This is a genomic window from Streptomyces sp. Tue6028, from assembly GCF_002300165.1.
GTDB lineage: Bacteria > Actinomycetota > Actinomycetes > Streptomycetales > Streptomycetaceae > Streptomyces > Streptomyces siamensis.
Genome location: NZ_MLCE01000015.1, coordinates 197553 through 224005 on the forward strand (window position 1 = coordinate 197553; position 26453 = coordinate 224005).

Sequence of the window (26453 nt, forward strand, 5' to 3'; positions counted from 1 at the left end):
GGGAGCCGGGTGCGGCGGGAGGGGCCCGGCGCATGAACCTCCGGTGAGCGGGAATGCAACGGCAGCGTGCCTGCGCACCTCGCGGAAACCGTTTGCCCCCTCCCGCACCGCACCCGAAGTCTCTAGGCTCGGTAGTTCAACGGCCGGGCCCGCACCCTCCCGTCGCATCCCACCGTCGAAGGACACCGCCCATGCGCCGCGCCTTGATCGTCGTAGACGTGCAGAACGACTTCTGCGAGGGAGGCAGCCTCGCGGTGGCCGGGGGCGCCGACGTGGCCGCCGCCATCACGGAGCTGATCGGGCAGGCGCCCGCCGGCTACCGGCATGTCGTCGCCACCCGTGACCTCCATGTCGCCCCCGGCGGCCACTTCGCCGACAACCCCGACTACGTGCACTCCTGGCCCGCGCACTGCGTGGCCGGCACGGAGGGCGTGGGATTCCACCCGAACTTCGCCCCCGCCGTCGCCTCCGGCGCGATCGACGCCGTCTTCGACAAGGGCGCGTACGCGGCGGCCTACAGCGGCTTCGAGGGCGCCGACGAGAACGGCGTCCCGCTGGCCGACTGGCTGCGGGCCCGCGAGATCGACGAGGTCGACGTGGTGGGCATCGCGACCGACCACTGCGTACGGGCGACCGCACTGGACGCCGCCCGTGCGGGCTTCCGCACACAGGTACTGCTCGATCTCACGGCCGGGGTGGCCGAGGAGACCACCGAGCGGGCGCTGGAGGAGCTGCGTGCGGCCGGCGTGGAGCTCACCGGCAAGCCCGTCGTCTAGGCGCGTGGCCGCGTCGTCCGGCCACGTCGTCCGGGCGTGCCGCTCGCGTGCCCGCGGCGCCGGCTCGCGGCCGGTCGCTCACGGACGGTCACACGCGATCACGAATGGTCACAACTGGGGCGTCGGACGTCTGAGCAGGGCCTTGATGGGATGCCACAGCTCCTGGGAGAGCTCGACGCCGTTGTCGGGGGCGGTCCGCCATATGAGGCCGTCCGGATGGTGCAGGACCGCGGTGACCTCGTCCGGAGTGGGCGGGGCCGCGTTGCCGCGGAGGTAGACCGCCCGCAGCCCCAGGTTCCGCAGCCGGGTCAGGGCGCGGGCCCGGTTCTGGGCGAGCACCAGGAAGCGCACGCAGCCACCCGCCGAGCCCGCCGGACTGGGCAGGTTCAGCGCCACCACCACGCTGCCGTTCGGCAGCTTGCAGAAACCTCCTGCGGCCATGCAGTCACACCCCCGTGCGCACCGGTGTCAATAAGAAAACCACAGCACGCACCTAAACACGATCGGCGGCAACCCGCCAGGGGGTTGCCGCCGATCGCCTTCTGACCTGCGTAAACGCGGTTTACTTCACCGCGGGGTCCACCCGGAGCGAGATCGTCGAGCCGTCCTTGGCCTCCTTGACGATCGTGATCTTGGTGTTGGTGTCAGTGATCTTGACACCGCCGGTGGGGTTCCGGTTGTCGTAGTAGTCGCTGGTGTGGTCGTTGAAGACCGACACACCCTTCGACGACGGGATCTTCGTCGCGACGTCCGCGCTGTGCAGCGTGATGCCGTCCGTGCGGTACAGGCTGAACGTCGAGTCGTAGGCCTGGATGCGGTTGCGCATCAGGGTCCCGTTGTCCCACCACAGGGCCTTCGGGTGCGAGTCGACGGGCAGCGCGAGGCCGACACCCGGGTGCTGGCTGGTGTTGTTGTCCGCCTGCGAGGTGTCCCACTTCCAGATCAACAGGCCGTTCTGGTACGGGTAGTGCTCCACCCAGTCCGGACGGGTCGTCGAGAAGCCGAAGTTGTACGGGCCGACCTTGAGGGTCTTGTCGTACGAGACGTACTGGCGGTTCTCCGCGAGGTAGTACTGCGCGTAGTCCTTGGTGAACGAGGCGCCGATGCGGGAGAAGCCCGCCGCGGTCCAGGCGGCGTCCGCCGACTCGGCGTTGTCCGAGAAGAGCGGCGAACCGTCCGCGGTCACGGAGATCTCGTCGGCCGCGAAGCCCTTCTGCGCCACGCCGCCGTCGGTCTGGTAGCGGAAGCGGAGGTCGATCTTCTTGCCGGCGTAGGCGTCGAGCGAGTACGACAGCTTCTTGTAGCTGTCGACCGTGCCGGTCAGGGCGGGCTTGTCACTGCCGTCGCGCGGGATGGCGGCGCCGTCCACCGTGCCGTCGAGGGCGGTCCAGTTGGCGCCGCCGTCGGTCGAGACCTCGGTGTAGAGGTAGTCGTAGTTCGCCTCGATGTCGTACCAGCCGTCGAGGGTCAGCTTCGCCGCCGACTTGCCCGTGAGGTCCACGGAACGGGTCAGCGTGTTCTTGAGGTTGTCGCCGCTGCCGCTCCACCACTGGGCCGAGCCCTGCGCGGGGTTCACGACCGTGGTCGTGACCGCCTTGTCGGGCAGCGAGACGACGAGCGCCTGCTTGTTCCAGGTGTTGTACTCGGCGACGCCCAGCTTGTGCGTGGACTGCTTGCCGGCCTTGGCCGTGTCGTAGTTCAGCCAGCCCAGCTGGAGCTTGTCCCAGGCGTTGAAGTCGCCCGGCAGGTCGCCGATGGACTCCTTGCCGGTGCCGAGCCACGAACCGGAGGACATCAGGGTCCAGAAACCGGTGGAGTTGTCGCCGCCGGCGGTGTCGTAGTGGTCCGGCAGACCGAGGTCGTGGCCGTACTCGTGGGCGAAGACGCCGAGTCCGCCGTTCTCCGGCTGAATGGTGTAGTCGCCGACCCAGATGCCGGTGGAGCCGATCTGCGCGCCGCCCAGCTTGTTGTCCGTGGGGCCGGTGGCGCCGGCGTCGGTGCCGAAGGCGTACCAGCGGTGGGCCCAGATCGCGTCGGTGCCCTCGACGCCGCCGCCCGCGGACTCGTCCTCACCGGCGTGCACGATCTGGAAGTGGTCGATGTAGCCGTCGGGCTCGTTGAAGTTGCCGTCGCCGTCGTAGTCGTAGCGGTCCCACTGGTCGAACCGCGCGAGGTCCGCCTTGACGGCAGCGTCGGACTTGCCGGCCGCCTTCTGCTGGGCGACCCAGGCGGTGACGCCGTCGCTGACGACGTTCCACACGCTCGGGCAGTTGGTGGAGCCGCAGGCGTTGTTGCCGTAACGGGCCTCGTTGTAGGGGACCTTGACCCAGTCCGCCACCTCGCCGTCGACCGAGTAGCGGCCCGAGGACTGCTTCTCGTAGAACTTCTTCATCGACTCGGTCTTCTTGCCGGTGCCGAAGTAGAGGTCCTGGAAGTGCTTCTGGTTGTAGTCCGCCTGCCAGGCCGTGCTGTTGTCCTTCTTGCGGTCCGGCGCGGCGATCTTGTTGTGCAGCGGTCCGGCGCTGCCTCCGTACTTCGGGTCCGTCTTGTCGCCGAACTCGACCAGGATCGTGAAGATCTTGTCGGTCTTCTCGCGACCCAGCTCGACGTACTTGCTGTCGCCCTTCTTGCTCTTCAGCTGGACGACCTGCGAACCGTTGCGGTTCTGCACCTTCGCGTCGCCGGATATGACCTGGTTCAAGGCCTCCTGGCGCTGCGCGTCCTGCGTCTTGCTGAGCGGCCCGTCGAGGTCGTGGTCGACCGTGTTCTTGGCCGGCATCGGGTCGTGGCGGTCCGCACGCGCCGACGGCGCGTCGTCGGCCTGGGCCACGGCGAACGTCGAGAACGTGGCGGTGGCCGCCGCGAGGGCGACGCCCACCGCGGTCGCTCTGAACGTCCATGGTCTGCTGGTCACTTGATGTCCTCCCCCGCGTCCGCTCGCGCGGAGGGGGGTCCCGGTCTCAGGAGTGTCCGCGCGCGTATACGCGATTCAAGTGACGACATTCGACCGGAGTTGACACAGAAAAAACAGACCTTGACTTGAACCTGGCAAGTACACTATACGGAGCTGGCGTTCGGTATCCGAACGCCCGTAAAGCACCCCAACAGGCGCGTCCTCATGTCCACTTGATGGACGTAATGACTCCGTGCGCCCCCTGTGCACCGGCACCGTGGGTAAGGTCACGCTTACCGGTCGTTCCACTCGGGCATGCAGGCGAATAGAGTCGATTGGCGGAGCGTCGGGCGTCGGCGGAAAGCCAAGTCGACACCGTTGTCTCACCCCCGATTCTTATCCGCACCCTCCCCCATCGCGAGAGGCACGGGGGGAGTACCCCCATCCGAGGACACGATTGCCATGCCTCGTCCGACCGCCGCACAGCTCGCCTACGGTTCCTGCACCGTGATCTTCTCCACCCTCGCCATGCTGTTGCTGTCTCAGACGAGTTCGGGCCTGGGGATCGCACTGATCACCGTCTCGGCACTCGCTCTCGGTCTGCTCGTCGCCATGACGGTGCCGTTGCCGAGGACCGCGCCACCGGCCGCGGCTCCGGCCGCCCGGCCCGAGCCCCGGCGCGTGCCCGTGCAGCGGGAGCCCGTCTCCGCCGGGGTCGACCCGGTGCGGGAGCCGACGGCCTCCTGACGACACGACTGCGGGCCCGTGGATCACGGGCCCGCCGATCCATCGTCCCTCCCCCGCCTCAGCCGGCGCTGACCACCACCGTCTTGGCCGCCTTGTCGTGCAGGCCCTGCTTGTAGGGCTTGTCGAAGAAGCTCCAGCCGCCGGCGACCGCCGTCCAGATGCACGCGCAGCAGAACGCGAACGGCAGCCACAGGACCAGCGATCGGATCAGCATGGTCTGCACGGAGGGCGTGGCGCCGTTGTCGAGGTCGGCCACCCGCAGCTTGAACAGCTTCTTGCCGAGGGTCTGGCCCGTCCTGCTCATCATGATCGTGTCGTAGGCGACGTAGAGGACGGCGGCGATCACCTCCTTCCCGAAGGAATCGGCGAACTGCATCTTGTCCGTGTCCACGGTGTACTGGCGGAAGCCGAAGGCCAGCGACACCAGCCACACCACGATGCCCACCAGGATCATGTCGATGATCCTCGCCAGCACCCGCTTGCCGCTGTCGGCGAGCGGGGGCATGCCGGCCAGCGGGTCGCCGCCGTAGGGGCCTCCGGGGCCGTAGGGATCGCCGCCGCCCCCGCCGCCGTACGGAGGCGGCTCTCCGCCGCCGTAGGGGGGCGGCTGGCTGCCGTAGGGGGTGTCGTACGGTGAGCCGCCGCCGGGAGGCGGGGTGCCGCCCGGGGGCGGAGTGCCGTCGCCCGGGGGCGGGGTGCCCCAGCCGGGAGGCTGCGAGCCGCCGCTCGGGGACGCCGGGCTGTCGTACGGCGAACCGCCGCCCTCGGCGGGCGGGGGCTGCTTCTTGAACGGGTCGTCGTCCGGTGGCTGGCCGGACCCGGGGGGCGGCGGTTCGCTGCTCATGGCCCGAGTCGACCGCGAACCCTCCCCCGCCGCATCCGGCGAGCGGCCGTCCGGGGGACCACCGGCCCCGGCGCCCCGGCTGGGGACCGGGGCCTAGGAGGACGCCACGAAGGTGTGGGCCGCCTTGTCGTGCCAGCACTGGCGCCACGGCTTGTCGAACACGCACCACAGCACCCCGACCACACCGACGACCAGGATCCCCGGGACGCTGTAGACGAGCCAGCGGCGCAACGCCGGCCCGAAGCCCGGCGGTTCGTGGCCCTCGATGTCGCGCACCTCCAGGCCGAACAGCTTCTTGCCCAGGGTGCGGCCCCACTTGGCGGTGGGCAGCGCGTCGTACAGGACGCCGAAGACGAGCAGGACGGCGAGGACGATGCCGAGACAGCTGCCGGTCGTGCCGTCGAGCAGCCAGACCGTCACCTTCTCACCGGACAGCTTGGCCGCGTCGATCTTCTCGTTCACGTGGTCGATCGCCCTGGTACCCAGCGGTACGGCGGCCACGGCGGTCACACCGGCGAGGACGACGGTGTCCACGAGCCGTGCGGCGAGCCGCTTGCCGAGGCCCGCGGGCCGCGCCGCCGCCTGCCGTCGCGCCGCGGCCTGGAACACGTCGTCGACCGGCGGCTTCCACGGCGTGACCGGCTGGCCCTCCTCGGCCGGGGCACCCGCGAGGCGGTGCACCTGCTGTGCCCAGGAGGGCTGTCCGCCACCGGGCCCGGAGGTCACGGGAGTGGAGCCGCCGGACTGCTGGGGGACGGCCGGAGCCGGGGCCGGAGCCGACGGTGCGGCGGCGTTCCGTGCCGCGGCGGCGGCCTGCGCGGCCTGCCCGGCGCCGAAGCCGCCCGCCGGCGGGGCACCCGCGCCGGACGGTCCGGACGCGGCGGGACTGCCCGGCGCGCCGGACGTGGCGGGAGCACCGGACGCGGCGGGACTGCCGGACGCGCCCGGGGCCGGGGCCGTGCTTCCCGTCTGCGCCCCGCCCTGCCGGTCCGTGCGCGGGGAGAGCGCGCGGAAGGCCATGGTGCCCTCGGCGGGAGGGGAGTCCTGGGCGCCCTGGGAGCCGGGTGCGGCGGGGCCGGTGTTCCCGGCTTCCTCCGCGCCGCCGGGACCCTGGCCGCCCTCCTGGCCCGCGGGCCGCACCGGCCCCGTGGGCCGGCGGAAGACGACGGTGCCGCCGGACGCGGGAGGCTGGGCGCCGCCGGCGGAGTCCGCGGGCGGGATCGTCGCCGTGCCGTCCGTGCGGGCGGACACGCCGTCGGGCTGCACGGCCGGTTCGGCGGGCTGCGCGGCGCGCGGCACGCGGGGGTCGACACCGTGCGGCGCGCCCCAGGAGACCCGGCGGTCCTGCTCACCGCCGAAGCCGGTCTGCCGGGACCGGTCGGCGCCCCACGCGCTGGCGGGTTCGGGCCGGCTGCCGTGCTGCGCGTCGGCCGGGGACACCCGCGGGGACGGATCGGCGGGCTGCGGGTCCTCGTCGAAGAAGTGCGGCCCCGTCTCCTCCGTCGTGGGAGTGCCCGCCGGTTCGCGCGACGTCCCGTGCGGGGCCGAGTACTCGGGGGAAGGTGCCGGGGCGGGCACATGGGCCGGGCCCGCACCCGGCGGAGGCGCGAGCCGTTCACCCTCGGACGGCGCCGGACGGCTCGTGCCCGGCACCCAGGCAGCGCCGTTCCAGTACCGGACGTATCCGGGGATGGAGGGGTCCGGGTAATACCCTTCGCGGGGCCTGTCGTCGCCGGGGGCCGGGGTTGGGGCGCTCATGTCCGTCGTCCCGTATCTGCTCGGTGGTCAGTTGGGGGCTCCACATCTATCAGACCGGCGCTCCCGCCACGGCCGCTCCCGCCGTACCCACTCCTTTCGGGCGCGGATCCGCCACGTACGGCCGTGATCCGGAACCGGTCCGGAAAAAATCCGCGGAACCCGCGTAATGGTTCCGCGGCGACGCGCTCTCCACTCGTACGGGACCGCCCGACGGCCCCGTACGACGAAAGGAAGCGCACCGGCATGAACACCGTCGTGGAACGCGAACTCGAGCTGAGGCTCGTCCTGTCGCCCGAACGCAGCATCCCCGTCCCGGCACGGCTCACCTACCGCGCCGACGACCCGTACGCCGTCCACATCACCTTCCACATCGGCTCCGACCACCCGGTCCACTGGACCTTCGCCCGCGAGCTGCTCGTCGAGGGGGTGTTCCGGCCCTGCGGTCACGGCGACGTGCGGGTGTGGCCGACGAAGGTCGCCGGGCGCATCGTCGTCCTGATGGCGCTCAGCTCGCCGGACGGGGACGCCCTGCTCGAAGCGCCCGCCGCGCAGGTGTCGGCCTGGCTGGAGCGCACCCTGCGGGCGGTCCCGCCGGGCACCGAGGCCAAGGAGCTCGACATCGACGACGGTCTCGCCGAGTTGCTGGCGCCGACCCCGGCCGACGACCTGTGGATGGGCGACCCATGGCCCTCGGACGAGTCCAGGGACGGGGAGTGACGCGCGGCGCGCGGGCGGATCAGAACAGCTTGCCCGGGTTCAGGATGCCCAGCGGGTCGAAGACCTCCTTGACCGCCCGCTGCATCTCCACCCCCACCGGGCCGATCTCGCGTGCCAGCCACTCCTTCTTCAGGACGCCCACGCCGTGCTCGCCGGTGATCGTGCCGCCGAGCTCCAGACCGAGGGCCATGATCTCGTCGAAGGACTCGCGGGCGCGCCGGGACTCGTCGGGGTCGGCGGCGTCGAAGCAGACCGTGGGATGGGTGTTGCCGTCACCCGCGTGCGCGCACACCCCGATGGTCAGGGCGTACTTCTCCGCGACGCGTTCGATGCCTTCGAGCATGTCGCCGAGCCGGGAGCGCGGCACGCACACGTCGTCGATCATCGTGGTGCCCTTGACCGCTTCGAGCGCGGTGAGGGACAACCGCCTGGCCTGGAGCAGGAGTTCGGACTCGGCCGCGTCCTCCGCCGGCACCACCTGGGTGGCGCCCGCGGCCTCGCACAGCGCGCCCACGGCGGCGAGGTCGGCCGCCGGGTCGTGGGTGTCGAAGGCCGCGAGGAGCAGTGCTTCGGTGGTCTCCGGGAGGCCCATGTGCGCGAGGTCGTTGACGGCCTTCACCGTCGTACGGTCCATGAGCTCGAGCAGGGACGGGACGTGCCCGCCCTCCATGATCCGGCACACGGCGTCGCAGGCGGCGCGCGCCGACCCGAACTCGGCGGCCAGCACCAGCTGCGCGGGCGGCTGCGGCCGGAGCGCGAGGACGGCCCGGACGACGATGCCGAGGGAGCCCTCGGAGCCGACGAACAGGCGCGTGAGGTCGTATCCGGCGACGCCCTTCGCCGTGCGGCGGCCGGTGCTCATCAGCCGTCCGTCGGCGAGGACGACGTCCAGGCCGAGGACGTACTCGGCCGTCACCCCGTACTTGACGCAGCACAGGCCGCCGGAGGCCGTGCCGATGTTGCCGCCGATCGTGCACATCTCCCAGCTGGAGGGGTCCGGCGGGTAGTAGAGCCCGTGTTCGTTGACCGCGCGGGAGAGCGTGGCGTTGACGACGCCGGGTTCGACGACGGCGATCCGGTCGACCGGGTTGATCTCCAGGATGCGGTCCATCTTGGTGAGGGACAGCACGATGCAGCCCTCGGAGGCGTTGGCGGCGCCGGACAGGCCGGTGCGGGCGCCCTGCGGGACGACGGGGACGCGCAGGTCGCTGGCGGTCCGCATGACGTGCTGGACCTGCTCGACGGTGCGCGGGAGGACGACGACGGCGGGCGTGCCCGCCTCGCAGAAACTCGCCATGTCGTTGGCGTACGAGGCGGTGACGTCCGGGTCGACGAGGACGGATTCGGCCGGCAGGCCGCCGCGCAGGCGGTCCACGAGGTCGCCGGTCGCCGCCGTGGCTTCGTCGTACGGGGCTTCGATACGGCTCATGATCACAGGTTCGCACCCGCGGCCATCGGTGTGAACCCCATCCGCGCGAGGCTTGCCGTACCGCGATGTGGTCTTCGTATTGACGCACAGTGAGCCGCATGGAGAACGAAGAGCGACAGCCGGTCCTCACCGGGCTTCAGCCGCACGGGCCGGCCGCTCCGCGGCGGCGCCCCCGCACGGTCAGGCGCGTGCTGATCGGCGTGACCGCCGGCGGCGGTGTCCTCGCCGGTGTGCTGGTGCTGCTGCCCGTGCTGCGGCCCGCCACGGCACCGCGGCCCGCGCCGGGGTCGGTGGCGCGGGCGATGACGGCGGTGGGGGCCGGGGTTCCGGTCGCGCTGCCCGACCTGAAGGCACTCATCGGGGATCGCGAGGCCCATGTGCGGACCCATCCCCGGGACGGCCAGTCGTGGGCGGTGCTCGGCAGCGCCTACCTGGAGCAGGCCCGGCGGACCGCGCTGCCCGCGTACTACCCGAAGGCCGAGCAGGCGCTGCGCACCTCGCTGCGGGTCAGGACGCAGGGGAACGTGGAGGCGCTGGACGGTCTGGCCGCGCTCGCCAACGCCCGCGGCGACTTCCGCGAGGCGAAGAAGTGGGGCGAGGCCGCGGTGGAGCTGGCGCCGAAGCGGTGGACGACGTATCCGCTGCTCATCGACGCGTACCGGGGTCTCGGGGACTTCAAGGCCGGCCGCAAGGCGCTCGACAAGCTGACGGCGCTGCACACCGGGCCGACCGTGCAGGCGCAGGCCTCACGGGTGTACTGGGACCGCGGCTGGCGCGAGGACGCGGTGGCCGTGATCACGGACGCGGCGGCGGGCGCGGGGACCCCCGCCGAGCAGGCGGTCCTCATGGAGCAGGCCGGTGAGCTGGCGTGGGAACGCGGCGAACCGGACGAGTCGCTGCGCTACTACCGGGCCGCGGTGCGCGCCGATCCCGACGACCACGGGGCGCTCGCCGGACAGGGGCGCGCGCTGGCGGCGCTGGGGCGCAGCTCGGAGGCCGTGCGCGCCTACCGGGCGGCGATCGCCAAGCGGCCCACGCCCCGGTACGCGCTGGAGCTGGGCGAGCTGTACGAGAAGCTCGGCATGGACGCCGACGCGCGCACCCAGTACGACCTGCTGCGTCAGCGGGTGCGGCAGGAGAGCGCGGAGGGCGTGGACGACGAACTGGTCCTCGGGATCTTCGAGGCGGACCACGGCGACCCGCTGGAGGCGGTGTGGCGGCTGCGCGAGGCGTGGGAGCGGCACCCGAGCATGCCCGTCGCGGACGCGCTGGGCTGGGCGCTGCACCGGGCCGGGGAGGACGAGGAGGCGATCAAGTTCGCCAACCGGATCACGGACAAGGAGCACGGCGGCGGGGTGCGCAGCGCGCTGTACATGTACCACCTGGGCCAGATCGAACTGTCCCTGGACCGCACCGGCTCGGCCCGCCGCCATCTCTCCGAGGCGCTGCTCCTCAATCCACACTTCTCCCCGCTGCTCGTGCCGCAGGCCCGGCAGGCCCTGGCGGACCTGGGCGAGCCCCCGGCGGTGGGGCCGGAGGAGCTGGAGGCGGAAGAGGAGGAGGCCCCGGCCGAGGGTGCGGCGGGCGCTCCGGCCCCGGCGCCGGCTCCGGCCCCGGGCACGGGCGCGGCGCCGACCGCCGGCACGGGCAGTACCCCCTCCGGGGGCGCCACCCCCACCCCGGCCGCCTCCTCCCCCGCCGCCCCGGCCCAGCCCTCGGCCGGGCCCACGGCGGGATCGACGGCCCGTCACCCGGCGACGCACTGAGCGGCCCCCCGCCGCCGGACGGGCCCGGGCGGTTCAGACGGCGGCGGTGCCGATCAGCGCGTTGCGGGTGACCAGGGCGGCCAGTTCCGTCTCGTCGAGGGACTCCGTGCCGGCCGGGCGGCGCGGCAGGACCATGTAGCGGGTCTCGGCACTGGAGTCCCAGACGGAGATCTCGGTGTCCGCCGGCAGGCCGAGCCCGAACTCGGCGAGCACCGCTCGGGGTTCGCGGACGACGCGGGAGCGGTAGGACTCGGACTTGTACCAGCTCGGGGAGGGGCCGAGGAGCCGGAGCGGGTAGCAGGAGCACAGCGTGCAGACGATGACGTTGTGGAGGGTCTCGGTGTTCTCGACGACCCGCAGCCGCTGGTACGAACCGTCCATGAAGCCGAGTTCGCGGACGGCGGCGGTGCCGTCGGCCAGCAGACGGGACCTGAAGGCCGGGTCGGTCCAGGCCCGGGCCACCACCCGGGCCCCGTTGGCGGGGGACGCGCCCGACAGGAAGGCGTCGATCACCTCGTCCAGCGCGCCGCCCGAGAGCACCCCCTTCTCCTCCAGGAGGGTCTCCAGGCGCCGCACCCGCCGGGAGATCAGGGCGTCGTCGTGATGGTCACCGCTCATCTTCGGGGTCCTCTTCCAGATAGCTTTCCCACAGGTCCAGTACGACGTGGTGGTCGCCCTCGCCCCACAGGTCGCGGGCCGCGAACCGGACCGCGTAGACCTGCTCGACGGGGGCGTCGTCGCGCCCCTGGGCGCTGACGTCGGCGAGCTGCGCGCCGCCCTCCGCCTCGACGACCACGCCGCGCTTGCCGCGCGCGTAGCGAGGCAGGCGGGTGTGGTGCGGCGGGTCGTGGAGGTAGGTGCGCACGAGGTCGCCGGGCGCGAAGCGGTCAGGCATCGGGTCCGCCCGGCTGCCCGAGGCCGGCGGACCCGCCGGGCCGCGCCAGGCCGTCCGGCCCGACCGCGCCGACCGCGCCGTCCAGTTCACCCGGTGCGAGGACGCCCTTGCGTTCCAACAGGGCGCAGATCGCGATGAACCACCGCTCGTAGTACGACGTCGTGAGGTACCGCGCGGGCGGGATGGACTCGATGGCGTCCCGGAACTCGTTCGTGTTGAACAGCCCCTGCGCGCGCAGGGCGTTGAAGAGGCCGACGACCCGGGCCTCCCAGTCGGCGTGGAAGGGTTCGGTGTCGTCGGTGGTGTCGACGGCGCCGAACCCCTGCATGCCGCCCACGTCGTTGATCCTGGCCATGCGGTCAGACTACGTCCGGGGACTACGGCTCAGGGGCGTGAACGGCTTGCAGTAGACGGAGAACCTGCGGGCCCCGCGCTCGCCCGAGGCGAGCCCGATGCACAGCCGCAGGCCGCCGGCGCGGCGGACGGCGAGGCCCTCGGGTTCACGGTGGTCGAGCGAGTACCCGGCCTCCGTGCGGGCCCGCTGCACCAGCGCACCGGTGCGGACGTCGAGGCGGGAGACGTACGTGTTGCCGTGCCCGGAGGGCGGGTTGGCGGCCTCGTCGTACGCCGCGCCCGCGAGCTGGTAGAGGTGGTCGCCGTGCAGCGCGTACCCCTGGAACGGGACCGCGGGGTCCGGGTGGGCGCCGGTCTGCGGGAAGTCGGCGAGGTGCGTGGTGTAGTCGCCGGCGACGAACGCGTCGAGGCCCCAGACGCGGTAGCGCGGCACGCCGTCGACGCGGTGGCGTACGGCGATGCGGCGCGTGGCCATGCAGACGGCGGGCTGATTGTTGGTCGAACCCGGTACCGGTCGGCGGACGTGCACCTGGGCGCGGGTGCGGGTGGCTCCGTCGACGAAGCGGAAGCGGGTCACGCCCTGCCCGTAGCCGCCCACCGCGTCGGCCTCGGTCCAGATCCACACGGTGCCGTCGGAGGCGTTCTGGACGCCCATGGACACGCCGTGGCCGAAGCCCGGCAGGTACATGTGGCCGAGCCGGTCGCCGTCCTGGTCGAGGCGGCTCAGGCACAGGTCGCCGGCCTCGCCGCCGCCCTCGGTGACCTGGAGCGCGTAGAGATGGCCGTTCACCTCGTCGAAGGCGAACGACTGGAGGATCGTCGGCTCCCGGAGCGTGTCCTTCTTCCACAGCCAGCGCTCGGACGGTGTGGTCAGGTCGACCGGTTCGTCGACGGTGGTCCTGTCGGCCCGCGGATCACCCATGCGGCCTCGTCCCTCCCGCGTCCTGTGGGCGCCCCCGTGGCGCCCACAGGACTTGAGAGTCCCCTCCCGGCCCCGCCGGTTGCGGGTTCTACAGGTTGCCGCGCTTCTCCTGCTCGCGCTCGATCGCCTCGAACAGGGCCTTGAAGTTGCCCTTGCCGAAGCCCATCGAGCCGTGCCGCTCGATGATCTCGAAGAAGACGGTCGGACGGTCCTGGACCGGCTTGGTGAAGATCTGCAGGAGGTAGCCGTCCTCGTCGCGGTCGGCGAGGATCTTCAGCTCGCGGAGCGTGTCGACGGGCACCCGGGTGTCGCCCACCCACTCGCCGAGGGTGTCGTAGTAGGAGTCCGGGGTGTCGAGGAACCGGACGCCGGCCGCGCGCATGGTGCGTACGGTCTCCACGATGTCGTTCGTGTTCAGCGCGATGTGCTGGACGCCGGCGCCGCCGTAGAACTCCAGGTACTCGTCGATCTGGGACTTCTTCTTCGCGATGGCGGGCTCGTTGATCGGGAACTTGACCTTGAGCGTGCCGTCGGCGACGACCTTGGACATCAGCGCGCTGTACTCGGTCGCGATGTCGTCGCCCACGAACTCCTTCATGTTCGTGAAGCCCATGACCTTGTTGTAGAAGCCCACCCACTCGTTCATGCGGCCGAGTTCGACGTTGCCGACGCAGTGGTCGATGGCCTGGAAGGTGCGGTGGGCGGGCGGCTCGACGATCGGTTCGGCGGCGACGAAGCCGGGGAGGTAGGGGCCGTCGTAGCCGGAGCGGTCGACGAGCGTGTGGCGGGTCTTGCCGTAGGTGGCGATCGCGGCGAGGACGACGGTGCCGTGCTCGTCCTTGATCTCGTACGGCTCGGCGACCGAGCGGGCGCCGTGCTCGATGGCGTAGGCGTACGCGGCGCGCGCGTCCGGCACCTCGATGGCCAGGTCGACGACGCCGTCGCCGTGCTCGGCCACGTGCTCGCCGAGGAAGCGGCCCCAGTCCGTGGCGGCCTTGATGACGGAGGTGAAGACGAAGCGCGCCGAGCCGTTCTCGAGGACGTACGACGCCGTCTCGCGGCTGCCGTTCTCCGGTCCGGAGTAGGCCACGAGCCGCATGCCGAAGGCGGTGGAGTAGTAGTGCGCGGCCTGCTTGGCGTTGCCGACGGCGAAGACGACCGCGTCCATTCCCTTGACCGGGAAGGGGTCGGCCTGCCGGGCGGTGTCGGGAGTGTGGTGTGTGGTCTGCGTCATGCGCGCAGACTCCCCCTGTTCCACAAGGTGCGCAATAGTTCACGTATTCACTGGACAATATGCTCAATCGCAGGGCGGCCCCGTCGGGCTTTCTGTACATGATGACCATCTCGGAGGTCCGCATGGCGATCGATCATCTGGACGGCCGGCTCATCGTGCTGCTGGCCGAGGAACCGCGCATCGGGGTGCTGGAGATGTCCCGGCGGCTCGGGGCCGCGCGCGGCACCGTGCAGGCGCGGCTCGACCGGCTTCAGTCGAATGGCGTCATCCGGGGCTTCGGGCCACAGGTCGATCCGGCCGCCCTCGGCTATCCCGTGACGGCGTTCGCGACGCTCCAGATCCGGCAGGGGCAAGGCCCCGACGTGCGAGCGCACTTGGCGACCGTCCCGGAGATGCTCGAACTGCACACGACGACCGGCAGCGGGGACATGCTGTGCCGTCTCGTGGCCCGCTCGAACGCGGATCTCCAACGTGTGATCGACCGGGTTGTCGGTTTTGATGGCATCGTCCGGGCCTCCACGGCGATCGTCATGGAGAACCCCGTTCCGCTGCGGATCATCCCGCTCGTGGAACAGGCGTCGGGAGACACCTGACGCCCGTGGCCCCGGGCGCCGTCGAGGTGAGGGCCGGTGCCGTGAACTTCTGGGAGTACCTGAGCAGCCGCCACCAGCAGTTGTTCACGGACGCCTACCAGCACGCGAGCGCCGTCTTCCAGTGCATGGTCGTGGCGACGGCCATCGGCGTGCTGATCGGCGTCGCCACCTACCGCAGCCAGTGGGCGGGCAACGTCGCGACGACCACCACGGCCACCTTCCTGACCATTCCGTCGCTCGCCATGATCGGTCTGCTGATCCCCGTCGTGGGGCTCGGCGTGCCGCCCACGGTGATCGCGCTGACGCTGTACGGACTGCTGCCGGTCGTGCGCAACTCGATCGTCGGCCTGCGCGGCGTCGACGCGTCGCTGGTGGACGCGGCGAACGGCATCGGCATGTCGCGGCCGGCCCGGCTCGTCAGGGTCGAACTGCCGCTGGCCTGGCCGCCGATCCTCGTCGGCATCCGGGTCGCCACCCAGATGATGATGGGCATCGCGGCCATCGCCGCGTACGCCTCCGGACCCGGCCTCGGCAATGAGATCTTCCGCGGCATCGGCTCCCTGGGCAGCAAGAACGCGCTCAACCAGGTGCTCGCGGGGACGCTCGGGATCATCATCCTGTCGCTGCTGTTCGACGCCGCGTACGTGCTGATCGGACGGCTGACCATTCCGAGGGGGATCCGTGCCTGAACCCGCGTCCGACACGTCGGCCGAGTCGCCCGCCGGGAACGCCCCCGAGGAGCGGACGGCCGGGAGCGGGCACGCGTCCACGACCGGCGCCACCATCGAGCTGGAGCACCTCACCAAGCGGTACCCGGGCAGCCGCGACGCCGCCGTGGACAACGTCAACATGGAGATCAGGGCGGGCGAGATCGTCGTGTTCGTGGGCCCGTCCGGATGCGGGAAGTCCACCACCCTGAAGATGATCAACCGGCTGATCGAGCCGACCGGTGGCCGCATCCGCATCGGCGGCGAGGACGTCACCGACATGGACCCGGTGAAGCTGCGCCGCAAGATCGGCTACGCGATCCAGTCGTCCGGGCTCTTCCCGCACATGACGGTCGCCCAGAACATCGCGCTGGTACCGAGGATGACCGGCTGGCCGAAGGGGCGGATCAAGGCGCGGGTCGAGGAGATGCTCGACCTCGTCGGGCTCGACCCCGGCGAGTTCCACGGCCGCTATCCGCGCCAGCTCTCCGGCGGCCAGCAGCAGCGCGTCGGGGTCGCGCGGGCGCTGGCGGCCGATCCGCCGGTGCTGCTGATGGACGAGCCGTTCGGGGCCGTGGACCCGATCACCCGGGACCACCTCCAGGACGAGCTGATCCGGCTCCAGCACGAGCTGCACAAGACGATCGTCTTCGTCACCCACGACTTCGACGAGGCGATCAAGCTCGGCGACCGGATCGCGGTGCTGCGGGAACGCTCGCACATCGCGCAGTTCGACACCCCGGAGGCGATCCTCACCAACCCGGCCGACGACTTCGTGTCCGGGTTCGTGGGCGCGGGCGCGGCGCTGAAGCGGCTCAACCTCACCCGCGTACGGGACGTGGAGGTCACCGAGTATCCGACGGTCACCGTCGACGACCCGCTGCAGGAGATCTTCAACAGGCTGCGCTCCAGCGGGACGAACGAGATCCTGCTGCTCGACAAGCGGGGCCGCCCCTACAAGTGGCTGCGGCGCGGCGACCTGATGCGGGCCAGGGGCTCGCTGGCGCGGGCGGGCACGCTGGTGCACGACACGGTGACCCTGGACGCGACGCTGCGGGACGCCCTGGAGGCGGTCCTCACGGACAACGCGGGCCGGGTCGCGGTCACCGGGCGGCGCGGCGAGTACATCGGCGTCGTCGACATGGAGACGCTGATGAACTCCGTGCACGAGCTCCTGGAGGCCGACCGGCTGGACGCGATGGAGCACCAGCACGAGCTGGAGGAGACCCGCGCGCAGCAGACCCACTTCGAACAGGAAGGTGTCGACACCGGGGAGGCGAAGGCGTGAGCACACCGCCCACGGATCGGCGGCCGGAGGGCGAGCACGAGGTCAAGGGGCTCGCCTTCCGCGACGACAGCGACGGCTCCGGCGAGGGTGAGCGGGAGGCCCCGCCGCCGCCCCCCACCGCGCCGAAGCGGCGGATCACCTGGCAGAAACTCACCTTTCTGCCGGCCACGCTGGTGGCGCTGCTGCTCGCCACCTGGCTCTGGTTCCAGCAGGCGGACCTCGACGAGATCTCCCGGAACGCCCTGTCGAACGGCCAGGTGTCGAAGGCGCTGTGGCAGCACATCGAACTGAGCGTGATCTCGACCTTCTTCGTGCTGATCATCGCCATCCCGCTGGGCATCCTGCTCACCCGCAAGGCGTTCCGCAAGGCGACGCCGCTCGCGATGACCATCGCCAACATGGGGCAGGCCACCCCGGCGATCGGTCTGCTGGCGCTCCTGGTCATCTGGCTCGGAACGGGCACGAAGGCGGCCCTGATCGGCATCATCGTCTACGCCGTCCTGCCGGTGCTGTCCAACACGATCGCCGGGCTGAAGGCCAACGACCCGACGGTCCTGGAGGCCGCGCGCGGCATCGGCATGTCGCCGCTGGGCGTCCTGACCCGCATCGAACTCCCGCTGGCCGTGCCGCTGATCCTCGCCGGCGTGCGGACGGCGCTCGTCCTGAACGTGGGCACGGCGACCCTCGCCACCTTCGGCGGCGGAGGCGGCCTCGGCGTCCTCATCACCACCGGGATCACCAACCAGCGCATGCCGGTCCTGGTGCTCGGCTCGGTCCTCACCGTGGCGCTCGCCCTGCTCGTCGACTGGCTCGCCTCGCTGGCCGAACTGTTCCTGCGGCCCCGCGGGCTGGAGGTGGGGAGATGAGGCGTGCGCGTGCCTGCCCGGCGCTGGCCGGCGTCCTCGCGCTGGCCGCCGGGTGCGGGCTGACCAGCGGCTCCCCCATGACCGACGACGTCGGGCCCGGCTCCATCGGACAGGGTGAACCGCTCAAGGGGGCGCATCTGACGGTGACGTCCAAGGAGTTCACCGAGCAGCTGATCCTGGGAGCGATCATGGGCATCGCCTTCCAGGCGGCCGGCGCGGACGTCCTCGACCGCACCGGCATCCAGGGGTCGATCGGCGCCCGCGAGGCCCTCAAGAACGGCGACGCGGACGCGATGTACGAGTACACGGGCACGGCCTGGATCACCTACCTCGGCAACAGCAAGCCGATCCCCGACCCGCAGGAGCAGTGGCAGGCGGTGCACGAGGCCGACCTGAAGAACGGGGTGACCTGGCTGCCGCCGTCCGCCCTCAACAACACGTACGCGCTCGCCATGAACCAGGCCAACTTCAAGAAGTACCGGACCAGGACGCTCTCCGAGGTGGCCGCGCTCTCGAAGTCGGACCCGGGCGCGGTGACACTGTGCGTGGAGAGCGAGTTCGCCAACCGGGCCGACGGGCTGCCGGGCATGGAGAAGGCCTACGGGATGAGCGTGCCCGCGAAGAACATCACGCAGATGGACACCGGGATCATCTACACCCAGGTCGCGAAGGGCAGTTGCACCTACGGGGAGGTGTTCACCACCGACGGGCGCATCAAGTCGATGAACCTGGTGGTGATGCAGGACGACAAGAAGTTCTTCCCCAACTACAACGCCGCACCTGTGATCAACACCAAGGCCCTGCAGAAGTACCCGGCGATCGCCCAGGTCATCGAGCCCGTGACGAAGAAGCTCAACAACACGGTGGCCCAGGACCTGAACGCGAAGGTCGACGTCGACGGCGAGGACCCGCACCAGGTGGCCCTGGACTGGATGAAGTCGGAGGGGCTGGTGAAGGGCGGGTGACCGGCCCGATCAGGCCGCGGAAAGGTCGTCCCGATGCACCCGGACAACGCTCTCCGACTGCACCACGCCCGCGCCGCCGACCTGCGCGCCCGGGCGGACGCCCACCGGCTCGCGGCCTCGGCCCGGCACCCGCGCGAGCTGCGCACCCGGCTCGGCTGGACCCTCGTGGAGGTGGGTCTGCGGCTCGCCGCCACGCCCGGGACGGCCGTGGCGCACTGACCCGGCCGTCTCTCGGGGCGGGCGGGCCCTAGGGGGTGCCCCCTGGCGGGCGACGCCCCCTAGCAGCTGGGGACCCCGCCCTTGCCCGCGTCCAGGGCCACCAGGGCGTCCACCGCGCCCGCCAGGCTGGTCACCGGGATCAGGCGGAGTCCGTCCGGGAGTTCCGCCTTCGCCTCCGTGCACTCCGCCTTCGGCACCAGGAAGACCGTCGCGCCGTCCCGCCGGGCCGCCTGGGTCTTCAGCGACACACCCCCGACCGCGCCGACCTTCCCGTCGGCGTCGATCGTCCCCGTACCGGCGATGTTCCGGCCGCCCGTGAGGTCGCCGCCGCTGCCGTCGCCGTCCAGCTTGTCGACGATGCCGAGCGAGAAGAGCAGTCCGGCGCTGGGCCCGCCGACGTCGGCGAGCTTCAGCGTCACCTTCACGTCGTCCTTCTCGTGGAGGTACGACAGCGCCGCCTCGGTGGCCGTGTCCTGGGACTTCTTCATCTCGTCCGCGTTGTGCCGCTCGATCTCCTCCACGCTGTTCCCGCTCGGGTAGACCGAGTCGCGCGGCATCACGGCGCGGTCCGTGGCGAACCATCCGCCGAGCACGTCGCCGAGCGAGACGCTCGCGTCGGGCCCCGTCGCCTCGATCGTGGTCATCCGCAGCTGACCGCTGGTGTCACGGACGGGCGCGCCGCTGATCGTGATCACGGGGACGCCCTTTTTCTCGCCGAGGACGTTCGCCGTCAGGCCGGGCTGCGCCACGGAGAACGGCAGCGGAGCGAACACCGCCGTGGCGAGCAGTGCCACGACGGGAACGGCGCAGACGGCGACGGCCTTGGGACGTGTGAGGCGTGAGAGCACGGGATCAATCTAACGTCACCGCCCGGCGTACCCCCCGTACAGGTCCCGCCGCGCGGTCGTGAAGCGGCGCAGCGCCTCAGGGAGCGGTTCGGTCCCGATCCCCGGGGTGCGCGGCACCGGCAGATGCCCGTCCTGCAGGACGAAGGGCTCGGTGATGTCCTCGGCGAAGTAGCGGCTCGACGCGGACGTGTCGCCGGGGAGGGTGAAGCCGGGCAGGGCGGCGAGCGCCAGGTTGGGGGCGCGGCCGATGCCCGTCTCCAGCATGCCGCCGCACCAGGCGGGGACGCCGTGCGCGTGCGCGACGTCGTGGATGCGGCGGGCCTCCAGATAGCCGCCGACGCGGGCGGGCTTGACGTTGACGACCCGGCACGCGTCCATGGCGATCGCGGACGCGGTGTCGCGGGCGCCGTGCAGCGACTCGTCCAGGCAGACGGGGGTGGCGATTCGGCTCTGGAGCACCGCGTGCTGGCGGAGGTTGTTCTCCTCCAGGGGCTCCTCGATCAGCAGCAGCCCGTACGTGTCGAGGCCGCGCAGATGCTCGGCGTCGGCGAGGGTGTACGCCGTGTTGGCGTCCACCTGGAGGGGCAGCTCGTCCCCGAAGCGTTCGCGCACGGCGCGCACGGGGTGCAGGTCCCAGCCGGGTTCGATCTTCAGCTTGATGCGGACGTACCCCTCGGAGAGGTAGCGCTCGACGTCGTCGAGGAGGGCCGGGACGGAGTCCTTGATGCCGACCGAGACGCCCGCGGGCACCCGGTCGCGCACCGCGCCGAGGTAGGTGGCGAGCGACATGCCGTGCGCACGCAGTTCGGCGTCGAGCACGGCGGTCTCCAGCGCCGCCTTGGCCAGCTCGTGTCCCTTGACCTTCGCCAGGGCGGGCGCGACGGCGGCGGCCGTGAGGTCCGGGAGGGCCGCCACGCGCGGCAGCAGGAAGTCCCGCAGCACGATCTCCGCGCCCGCCACGAACTCCGAGCAGTACAGCGGCTCGGGGTCGGCGGCGAACTCCGACCAGCCCTCGGCCATGTCCGTGACGACGTGCAGCAGGAAGGTGTCCTTCGTCGTCATGGTGCCGAAGGACGTCCGGAAGGGGGTGACCAGCGGGAGGGCGATGTGGACGACCTCGACGCGTTCGAGCTTCATGCGGTGCCCTCCTCGAGGCTGCGGGTGAGGGTGTACCAGCCGTCGCGGGACATCCCCGTCGCGGTGAACCCCTCGGCGAAGGCCTCCGTGAAGACCTCCCGGACTGCGTGCCGCCAGCGCAGTGCCCGGACCGGGTCCGCGGCCCGCAGCGCGACGGTGTCGTGCGGCACACGGCACCACACGTGGCGATCGCCCGGGTCCCGACGGGCGAGCGGACCGCCGTCGGGGGCGCGACGCGTGGCGGGCGCGGCCTCGCGGTCCGCGGCGTCCGGCGCCGGGCGCGACGGGGAGGGACGGACCAGGTCCCAGGTCACCGTGAGCCGGTCGCTCTCGTCCCCGTCGTTGACCCCGTCCGCCATGGGTCCGTAGAAGTCGACGAGGTACTCCGTGGCGGACGCGCCCAGCTTGACCAGGTTGAAGCGGGCGTTGCGGCCGACCAGCGGGTCGAAGGTCCAGCGCATCGACCGGGCGCCGCGCTCCAGGGCCCAGATGCGCTGGGCCTGCTTCACGGCGTACCCGACGCCCCGGTCGGAGGCACGGGCCGCGGCCACGAAGGAGTACACGTCCGCTCCGGCGGGCGGGCCGAAGACGGCGACCGAGGCGCCGGCCGGCCGGCCGCCGTCGAAGGCGGCGTGCACCGCGCCGCCCGCGTGGACGAGGCTGTGCAGCACCTCGGCCGGGTACGGCGGAGTGCTGCGCGGGGTCTGCCAGACGTCGCTGAAGAAGTCGGTCACGGCGGCGATGCCGGCGACGTCGTGCACCGTGCGGACCTCGACACCGGCGGCGCGGGCCGCGGCCCGCGCGACCTCCCGCGCCTCCGCCTGTGCCGCGCTCTCCGCCACCCCGGGAACCCCTGCCGTGGCACCCGCCGCCCTGAGGGCGACTGCCGTGGAATCTCCTGTCATGGGTCGAGTCTCCGAGCTCACCGCCGCCCTCGCGTTGTGCATCAGGACAACGAGCGCGTACGTTCCTGATGAGATCGGCCAAGCCACTGCCTGGAAGGGGGTCCCGTGGACGCCTGCACCCTCGGCGACCTGCTGGACGTCGTGGGCGGCCCGGTCCGGCTGCACACCGCGCCCCACGGGCTCACCGTGCCCGTGACGGAGGCCCTGCTCCACGACGCCCACACGCCACTGCCGAACGCGCCGGGGGCGCTGCTGCTCGCCGTCGGCGTCCGCGCGTCCGCGGCGGCACCGCTCGCGCGGGCGGCGGCACAGGCCGGGATGAGCGGGCTCGTCGTACGTGGCCCGGACGGACCGCTCGCGGAGGCCGAGGCGGCGGGCGTGGCCCTGCTGTCCGTCGACGAGGACGCCGCCTGGCACCACGTGCACCTGCTGCTCGCATCGGCGATCGGGGCCGTCCCCTCGGGCCTCGGGAGCGGCGCGGCCCTCGGCGACCTGTTCGCGCTCGCCGACGCCGTCGCGGCGGCCGTCGGCGGCGCCACCGCCGTCGAGGACCCGCGCCAGCGGATCCTCGCGTACTCGACCGTGCCGGGCCAGTCGGTCGACGAGGACCGCAGGCAGGGCATCCTCGGTCTCCAGGTGCCGACGAGCCCGGAGAACTCCGAGCAGTACCGGGTGCTGTTCGCGGCCGGCGGGCCGGTACGGCTGCCCGCGCTCGGCACCGGCACCGGCACCGACCTGCTGCCCCGACTCGCCGTCGCGGTGCGCGCCGGCGGCGAGACCCTCGGCTCGCTCTGGGTGGTCGACGACGGGAATCTCGCGCCGGACGCCGAGGCCGCCCTCGCGCAGGGCGCGTCCACCGCGGCGATGCTGCTGCTGCGGGCCCGGGCCGCACAGGAGCTGGCCCGCCACCAGAACGGCGACCTGCTGCGCCGCCTCCTCGACGGCACCGCCGACCCGGCCGCCGCGGCCCACCGGCTCGGCCTGGGCATCGGCCCGGACGGCGGCCCGGCACCCGTCCGGGTGGCCGCCTTCGTGCTCGGACCGGCCGTCTCGGCGGCCGACGTCGAACAGACCGCGCTGCGCCTCCTGGACCTCGTACGCCTCCAGTGCGAGGCGCGCTACGGGCGGCACGCCTGCGTCCTCGCCGACGGGGTCGTGTACGCGCTGCTGCCCGCGGTCGGCGAGCGCGGCGGGGCGCGGCACAGACAACTCGTGGAGGACGTCGTGCGGCGGGCCGGGCAGGCGCTGCGGGTGCCCGTGCGGGCGGGGCTCGGCGAGGTCGTGCCGGGCCTCGCCGAGGTGACGGCCTCCCGCGACGACGCGGACCTGGTGCTGCGCATCCTCGGACCGGAGCTGCCCGTGGCGTCCGTCGAGGAGGTAAGGCCCCGGGTCACCCTGCTCCGGCTCACCGAAGTGCTGGGCGAGAGCCGGGAGCTGAGCGCCGGGGCATGGCGCACGGTCCTCGCGTACGACGCCGAGCACGGCACCGACTACGCCCGCACCCTCGTCTGCTGGCTGGACGCGGGCTGCGACATGGCGGGCGCGGCGCGCCTGCTCGCCGTGCACCCCAACACCTGCCGCTACCGCCTGCGACAGGCCCGGCAGCAGCTCGGCATCGACCTCGACGATCCCGACGAACGGCTGGTGCTGTGGCTCCAGTTGAGGGCACTCGCGGGGCTCAGGGGGACGCCGACAGCCAGCTCCTGAGCCGCTCCTCGCACGCGTGCAGCTGCGCGACCGGCACGTACTCCCCCGCCGTGTGCGCCAGCACCGGGTCGCCGGGGCCGTAGTTGAGCGCGGGGACGCCGAGCGCGGCGAACCGGGCGACGTCGGTCCAGCCCAGCTTCGGGCGCGGTGCCACGCCGAGGACGGCGACCAGCGAGGCCACCGCCTCCTGGCCGAGTCCGGGCAGCGCGCCGGGGACGACCTCGGTGACCTCGACGTCGTGACCGGGGAACAGGTCCCGTACGTACGCCTCGGCCTCCTGAGCCGAACGGCTGGGCGCGAACCGGGAGTTGACGGTGATCACACACTCGTCGGGGACGACGTTCCCGGCGACCCCGGCGCGTACGGCGACGGCGTTCAGGCCCTCCCGGTACTCCAGCCCGTCGATCACGACCCGCTGCGGCGTGTGGTCGGCGAGCCGCTGGAGGACGGCGGCGGCCCGATGGGCGGCGTTCACGCCCATCCAGGACCGCGCGGTGTGCGCCCGCTCGCCGCGCACCGTGATGTCGGCGCTCAGCACGCCCTGACAGCCGGCCTCGACCCCGGCGTCGGACGGCTCCATGAGGATCGCGAGGTCCGCGGCGAGCAACTCCGGGCGCGCGGCGGCGATCACCCCGAGTCCGTTGCGGTCGCCCTCCACCTCCTCACACTCGTAGAAGACGTACGTGACGTCACGGGCGGCCGGCGCGGGGACGGTGGCCGCGAGGCGCAGGGCGACGGCGACACCGCCCTTCATGTCGCAGGCGCCCAGGCCGTGCAGGAGGCCGCCTTCGAGTCGGGAGGGGAGGTTGTCCGCGGCGGGCACGGTGTCCAAGTGGCCCGCGATCAGGACCCGTTCGGGGTGACCGAGGTCGGTGCGGGCGACCACCGAGTGGCCGATCCGCTCGACGGTGAGGTGCGGCAGCCCGGCGAGCGCCGCCTCGACGGCGTCGGCGAGCGGGGCCTCGTGGCCGCTCTCGGAGGGGATGTCGACGAGCGCGCGGGTGAGGGCGACGACGTCGGCGAAGAGATCGAGCCGGGTCATGCCGCTTCCTCACGTTCCGGAGCCTGGTCGAGCTTGGAGTGCCTGATCCCGTACAGCCGGTAGATCACCAGCCCGGCCGCCATCCACGCGCCGAACGCGACCCAGGTGTCGGTGCCCAGGCTGAACAGCATGTACGCGCAGAAGCCGACGCCCAGGATCGGCGTGACCGGCGAGAAGGGCACCCGGAACGACCGTGGCGCCTCGGGGCTGCGCCGCCGCAGCAGCACCACCGCCAGGTTCACCAGCATGAAGGCGAACAGCGTGCCGATGCTGGTGGCGTCGGCGAGGGCGCCCAGCGGGACGAGCGCGGCGAGCACGGCGATGAACAGCGACACGATGACGGTGTTGGCCCGCGGCACCCCGGTCCTCGGGTGCACCTTGGAGAACAGCGGCGGCACCAGGCCGTCCCGCGACATCGCGAACAGGATGCGGATCTGCCCGTACTGCACGGTCAGCACGACGCTGGTGGTCGCGACGACCGCGCCCACCGACAGCAGCACCGGCCACAGGTTCCCGCCGCCCACCGACTGCACGAGCACCTGGCTGAGCGTGGCCTCCGTGCCCTCGAACCGCTGCCACGGCATCGCCCCGAGCGCGGCGACCGCGACGAGCACGTACAGCGCGGTGACCAGGACGAGGGAGAGGATGATCGCGCGCGGCAGGTCGCGCTGTGGGTTCCGCGCCTCCTCGCCCGCCGTGGAGGCGGCGTCGAAGCCGATGTAGGAGAAGAACAGCGACGCGGCGCCCGCGCTCATCCCGGCCGTGCCGAGCGGGAACAGCGGGGTGAAGTTCCCGGCGTGGAAGGCCGTGAAGGCCACCGCGCAGAACATGACCAGCGCGGCGATCTTCACACCGACCATCACGGTGTTCGCGACGGCGCTCTCCCGGGCCCCGCGCAGCAGCACGACCATGGACAGGACGACGATCGCGGCAGCCGGGACGTTCAGGACGCCGCCGTCGCCCGGTGGCGCGCTGAGCCACTCGGGCAGGGTGACCCCGACGGTCAGGTCCAGCAGTTCGTTGACGTACTGGCCCCAGCCCACGGCCACGGCGGCCACCGACACCCCGTACTCCAGGATCAGGCACCAGCCGCAGACCCAGGCGACGAGTTCGCCGAGGGTGGCGTAGGCGTAGCTGTAGGAGGAGCCGGAGCCGGGGATCATGCCGGCCAGCTCGGCGTACGACAGCGCCGAGAACAGCGCGGTCACCCCGGCCAGCACGAACGACACGACGATGGCGGGGCCCGCCTCGGGGACGGCCTCCCCCAGCACCACGAAGATGCCCGTGCCGAGGGTCGCTCCCACGCTGAGCAGCGTGAGCTGCCCGACCCCCATGGTCCGCTTCAGCGGGCTCCCGGCGGCGTCGGCGACCAGCGCCCCGACGTCCTGCCGCCGCGTCAGCCGGCCGACCCGCCCGCTCCCCGGACCGCCCTTCGGCCGTGTACGCACTGTCTCCACCGTGCTGCTCCCTCCACCGCACCGTCCGCTTCAGTGCCCTGATGATGCGGACGCCACAGCTCCGGCCGGTGGGAGCATCGGCCAGAGATACGCGAAAGGGTTTGTCGTCCCGGCCAAAGCGGAGGGAGGGCGGCGGGCCTGCGCGGCCGGGGGCCGGGGACTCCGGTTTCCGTGCGGGGCGCGGGGTGCGCGGCGGGGTACGGACGCGACGAGGGCCGCGCGCGGCGCGGGGACGCACGCACCCGGCGTCGCCCGGGAGCCTCCGGGCTCGGCGCGGGAACGGGGTCGCCCGGGAGCATCCGGACTCGGCGCGGCGACGTACGCGCTCGGGCTCGGCGCGGGAACGGGGTCGCCCGGGAGCGTCCAGGCTCGGCGCGGCGACGT

The 26453-nt window shown here is 72.2% G+C and carries 26 protein-coding genes; 11 read left to right on the forward strand and 15 right to left on the reverse strand.

The window, feature by feature from the left end:
• Positions 1-191: 191 nt before the first annotated feature.
• Positions 192-776, forward strand: coding sequence for an isochorismatase family protein (locus BKI49_RS14255; RefSeq protein WP_095934632.1), 585 nt, complete (start codon positions 192-194; stop codon positions 774-776).
• Positions 777-884: 108 nt separating this feature from the next.
• On the opposite strand, the gene BKI49_RS14260 is transcribed toward BKI49_RS14255, so the two are convergent.
• Entirely contained in the window at positions 885-1217 is a 333-nt protein-coding gene (locus BKI49_RS14260; RefSeq protein ID WP_095934633.1) for a hypothetical protein, read from the reverse strand.
• A 121-nt stretch (positions 1218-1338) separates the two neighbouring features.
• Positions 1339-3690, reverse strand: a complete 2352-nt coding sequence (locus BKI49_RS14265; RefSeq protein ID WP_095934634.1) for an immune inhibitor A domain-containing protein — start codon at positions 3688-3690, stop codon at positions 1339-1341.
• A 441-nt stretch (positions 3691-4131) separates the two neighbouring features.
• On the opposite strand from BKI49_RS14265, the gene BKI49_RS14270 reads away from it, so the two are divergent.
• Positions 4132-4416 carry a hypothetical protein gene (locus tag BKI49_RS14270; protein ID WP_179332442.1) on the forward strand — a complete coding sequence of 95 codons (285 nt, stop codon included), beginning with the start codon at positions 4132-4134 and terminating at the stop codon, positions 4414-4416.
• Positions 4417-4474: 58 nt separating this feature from the next.
• Here the strand turns inward: BKI49_RS14270 and BKI49_RS14275 are convergent, their stop codons facing one another.
• Both BKI49_RS14275 and BKI49_RS14280 read right to left on the reverse strand, forming a co-directional pair.
• Positions 4475-5260 carry an RDD family protein gene (locus BKI49_RS14275; RefSeq protein ID WP_095934635.1) on the reverse strand — a complete coding sequence of 262 codons (786 nt, stop codon included), beginning with the start codon at positions 5258-5260 and terminating at the stop codon, positions 4475-4477.
• A 93-nt stretch (positions 5261-5353) separates the two neighbouring features.
• The gene (locus BKI49_RS14280; protein ID WP_095934636.1) at positions 5354-7018 is read right to left on the reverse strand and encodes an RDD family protein; all 1665 of its coding nucleotides are present in this window, start codon (positions 7016-7018) and stop codon (positions 5354-5356) included.
• 243 nt (positions 7019-7261) lie between these two features.
• Here BKI49_RS14280 and BKI49_RS14285 point away from each other — a divergent pair, with 243 nt between their 5' ends.
• On the forward strand, positions 7262-7735 hold the full coding sequence (locus BKI49_RS14285) for an SsgA family sporulation/cell division regulator (RefSeq protein ID WP_095934637.1): 474 nt from the start codon (positions 7262-7264) through the stop codon (positions 7733-7735).
• A gap of 19 nt (positions 7736-7754) precedes the next feature.
• Here BKI49_RS14285 and BKI49_RS14290 read toward each other — a convergent pair whose 3' ends face one another.
• Entirely contained in the window at positions 7755-9170 is a 1416-nt protein-coding gene (locus tag BKI49_RS14290) for an FAD-binding oxidoreductase (RefSeq protein WP_095934638.1), read from the reverse strand.
• A 92-nt stretch (positions 9171-9262) separates the two neighbouring features.
• Here BKI49_RS14290 and BKI49_RS14295 point away from each other — a divergent pair, with 92 nt between their 5' ends.
• The gene (locus BKI49_RS14295) at positions 9263-10930 is read left to right on the forward strand and encodes a tetratricopeptide repeat protein (RefSeq protein WP_095934639.1); all 1668 of its coding nucleotides are present in this window, start codon (positions 9263-9265) and stop codon (positions 10928-10930) included.
• Between the two features lie 33 nt (positions 10931-10963).
• On the opposite strand, the gene nthA is transcribed toward BKI49_RS14295, so the two are convergent.
• The 5 genes from nthA to hppD all read right to left on the reverse strand — a co-directional run bounded on the left by nthA (position 10964) and on the right by hppD (position 14335).
• Positions 10964-11548 (reverse strand): nitrile hydratase subunit alpha, encoded by a 585-nt coding sequence (gene nthA / locus BKI49_RS14300; RefSeq protein WP_028804737.1) that lies wholly within the window; start codon positions 11546-11548, stop codon positions 10964-10966.
• Positions 11538-11825, reverse strand: a complete 288-nt coding sequence (locus BKI49_RS14305) for an SH3-like domain-containing protein (RefSeq protein ID WP_095934640.1) — start codon at positions 11823-11825, stop codon at positions 11538-11540. The genes nthA and BKI49_RS14305 overlap by 11 nt, the downstream gene beginning before the upstream one ends.
• A complete protein-coding gene (locus tag BKI49_RS14310; protein WP_095934641.1) occupies positions 11818-12180 on the reverse strand; it encodes an SH3-like domain-containing protein in 363 nt (120 codons plus the stop codon). The genes BKI49_RS14305 and BKI49_RS14310 overlap by 8 nt, the downstream gene beginning before the upstream one ends.
• A 9-nt stretch (positions 12181-12189) precedes the next feature.
• The gene (locus BKI49_RS14315) at positions 12190-13101 is read right to left on the reverse strand and encodes a phage baseplate protein (protein WP_095934642.1); all 912 of its coding nucleotides are present in this window, start codon (positions 13099-13101) and stop codon (positions 12190-12192) included.
• A gap of 88 nt (positions 13102-13189) precedes the next feature.
• A complete protein-coding gene (gene hppD / locus BKI49_RS14320; RefSeq protein ID WP_095934643.1) occupies positions 13190-14335 on the reverse strand; it encodes a 4-hydroxyphenylpyruvate dioxygenase in 1146 nt (381 codons plus the stop codon).
• A gap of 122 nt (positions 14336-14457) precedes the next feature.
• Here hppD and BKI49_RS14325 point away from each other — a divergent pair, with 122 nt between their 5' ends.
• The 6 genes from BKI49_RS14325 to BKI49_RS14350 all read left to right on the forward strand — a co-directional run bounded on the left by BKI49_RS14325 (position 14458) and on the right by BKI49_RS14350 (position 18973).
• Entirely contained in the window at positions 14458-14928 is a 471-nt protein-coding gene (locus BKI49_RS14325) for an Lrp/AsnC family transcriptional regulator (RefSeq protein WP_095934685.1), read from the forward strand.
• Positions 14929-14969: 41 nt separating this feature from the next.
• Positions 14970-15617 (forward strand): ABC transporter permease, encoded by a 648-nt coding sequence (locus BKI49_RS14330; RefSeq protein ID WP_095934686.1) that lies wholly within the window; start codon positions 14970-14972, stop codon positions 15615-15617.
• A 94-nt stretch (positions 15618-15711) separates the two neighbouring features.
• Positions 15712-16923 (forward strand): betaine/proline/choline family ABC transporter ATP-binding protein, encoded by a 1212-nt coding sequence (locus tag BKI49_RS14335; RefSeq protein ID WP_373557548.1) that lies wholly within the window; start codon positions 15712-15714, stop codon positions 16921-16923.
• A complete protein-coding gene (locus BKI49_RS14340) occupies positions 16920-17789 on the forward strand; it encodes an ABC transporter permease (protein ID WP_095934645.1) in 870 nt (289 codons plus the stop codon). The genes BKI49_RS14335 and BKI49_RS14340 overlap by 4 nt, the downstream gene beginning before the upstream one ends.
• Positions 17786-18754 carry a glycine betaine ABC transporter substrate-binding protein gene (locus BKI49_RS14345; RefSeq protein WP_095934646.1) on the forward strand — a complete coding sequence of 323 codons (969 nt, stop codon included), beginning with the start codon at positions 17786-17788 and terminating at the stop codon, positions 18752-18754. The genes BKI49_RS14340 and BKI49_RS14345 overlap by 4 nt, the downstream gene beginning before the upstream one ends.
• Positions 18755-18787: 33 nt before the next feature.
• On the forward strand, positions 18788-18973 hold the full coding sequence (locus tag BKI49_RS14350) for a hypothetical protein (protein WP_095934647.1): 186 nt from the start codon (positions 18788-18790) through the stop codon (positions 18971-18973).
• A 59-nt stretch (positions 18974-19032) separates the two neighbouring features.
• Here the strand turns inward: BKI49_RS14350 and BKI49_RS14355 are convergent, their stop codons facing one another.
• The 3 genes from BKI49_RS14355 to BKI49_RS14365 are packed head-to-tail and all read right to left on the reverse strand — an operon-like array spanning position 19033 to position 21863.
• Positions 19033-19821: a S16 family serine protease gene (locus BKI49_RS14355; RefSeq protein WP_095934648.1), complete on the reverse strand. Its 789-nt coding sequence runs from the start codon at positions 19819-19821 to the stop codon at positions 19033-19035.
• A gap of 15 nt (positions 19822-19836) precedes the next feature.
• A complete protein-coding gene (menC, locus tag BKI49_RS14360) occupies positions 19837-20958 on the reverse strand; it encodes an o-succinylbenzoate synthase (protein WP_095934649.1) in 1122 nt (373 codons plus the stop codon).
• Positions 20955-21863 carry a GNAT family N-acetyltransferase gene (locus BKI49_RS14365; RefSeq protein WP_257004786.1) on the reverse strand — a complete coding sequence of 303 codons (909 nt, stop codon included), beginning with the start codon at positions 21861-21863 and terminating at the stop codon, positions 20955-20957. Before BKI49_RS14365 ends, menC begins: the two co-directional genes overlap by 4 nt.
• 105 nt (positions 21864-21968) lie before the next feature.
• Here BKI49_RS14365 and BKI49_RS14370 point away from each other — a divergent pair, with 105 nt between their 5' ends.
• Positions 21969-23570 (forward strand): PucR family transcriptional regulator, encoded by a 1602-nt coding sequence (locus tag BKI49_RS14370; protein ID WP_095934650.1) that lies wholly within the window; start codon positions 21969-21971, stop codon positions 23568-23570.
• Here BKI49_RS14370 and dapE read toward each other — a convergent pair.
• Together dapE and BKI49_RS14380 are read right to left on the reverse strand one after the other, a co-directional pair.
• The gene (gene dapE, locus BKI49_RS14375) at positions 23542-24612 is read right to left on the reverse strand and encodes a succinyl-diaminopimelate desuccinylase (RefSeq protein ID WP_095934651.1); all 1071 of its coding nucleotides are present in this window, start codon (positions 24610-24612) and stop codon (positions 23542-23544) included. The genes BKI49_RS14370 and dapE overlap by 29 nt on opposite strands.
• Complete coding sequence (locus BKI49_RS14380; RefSeq protein ID WP_095934652.1) at positions 24609-26069, reverse strand: amino acid permease; 1461 nt, start codon at positions 26067-26069, stop codon at positions 24609-24611. Before BKI49_RS14380 ends, dapE begins: the two co-directional genes overlap by 4 nt.
• Between the last annotated feature and the right edge of the window lie 384 nt (positions 26070-26453).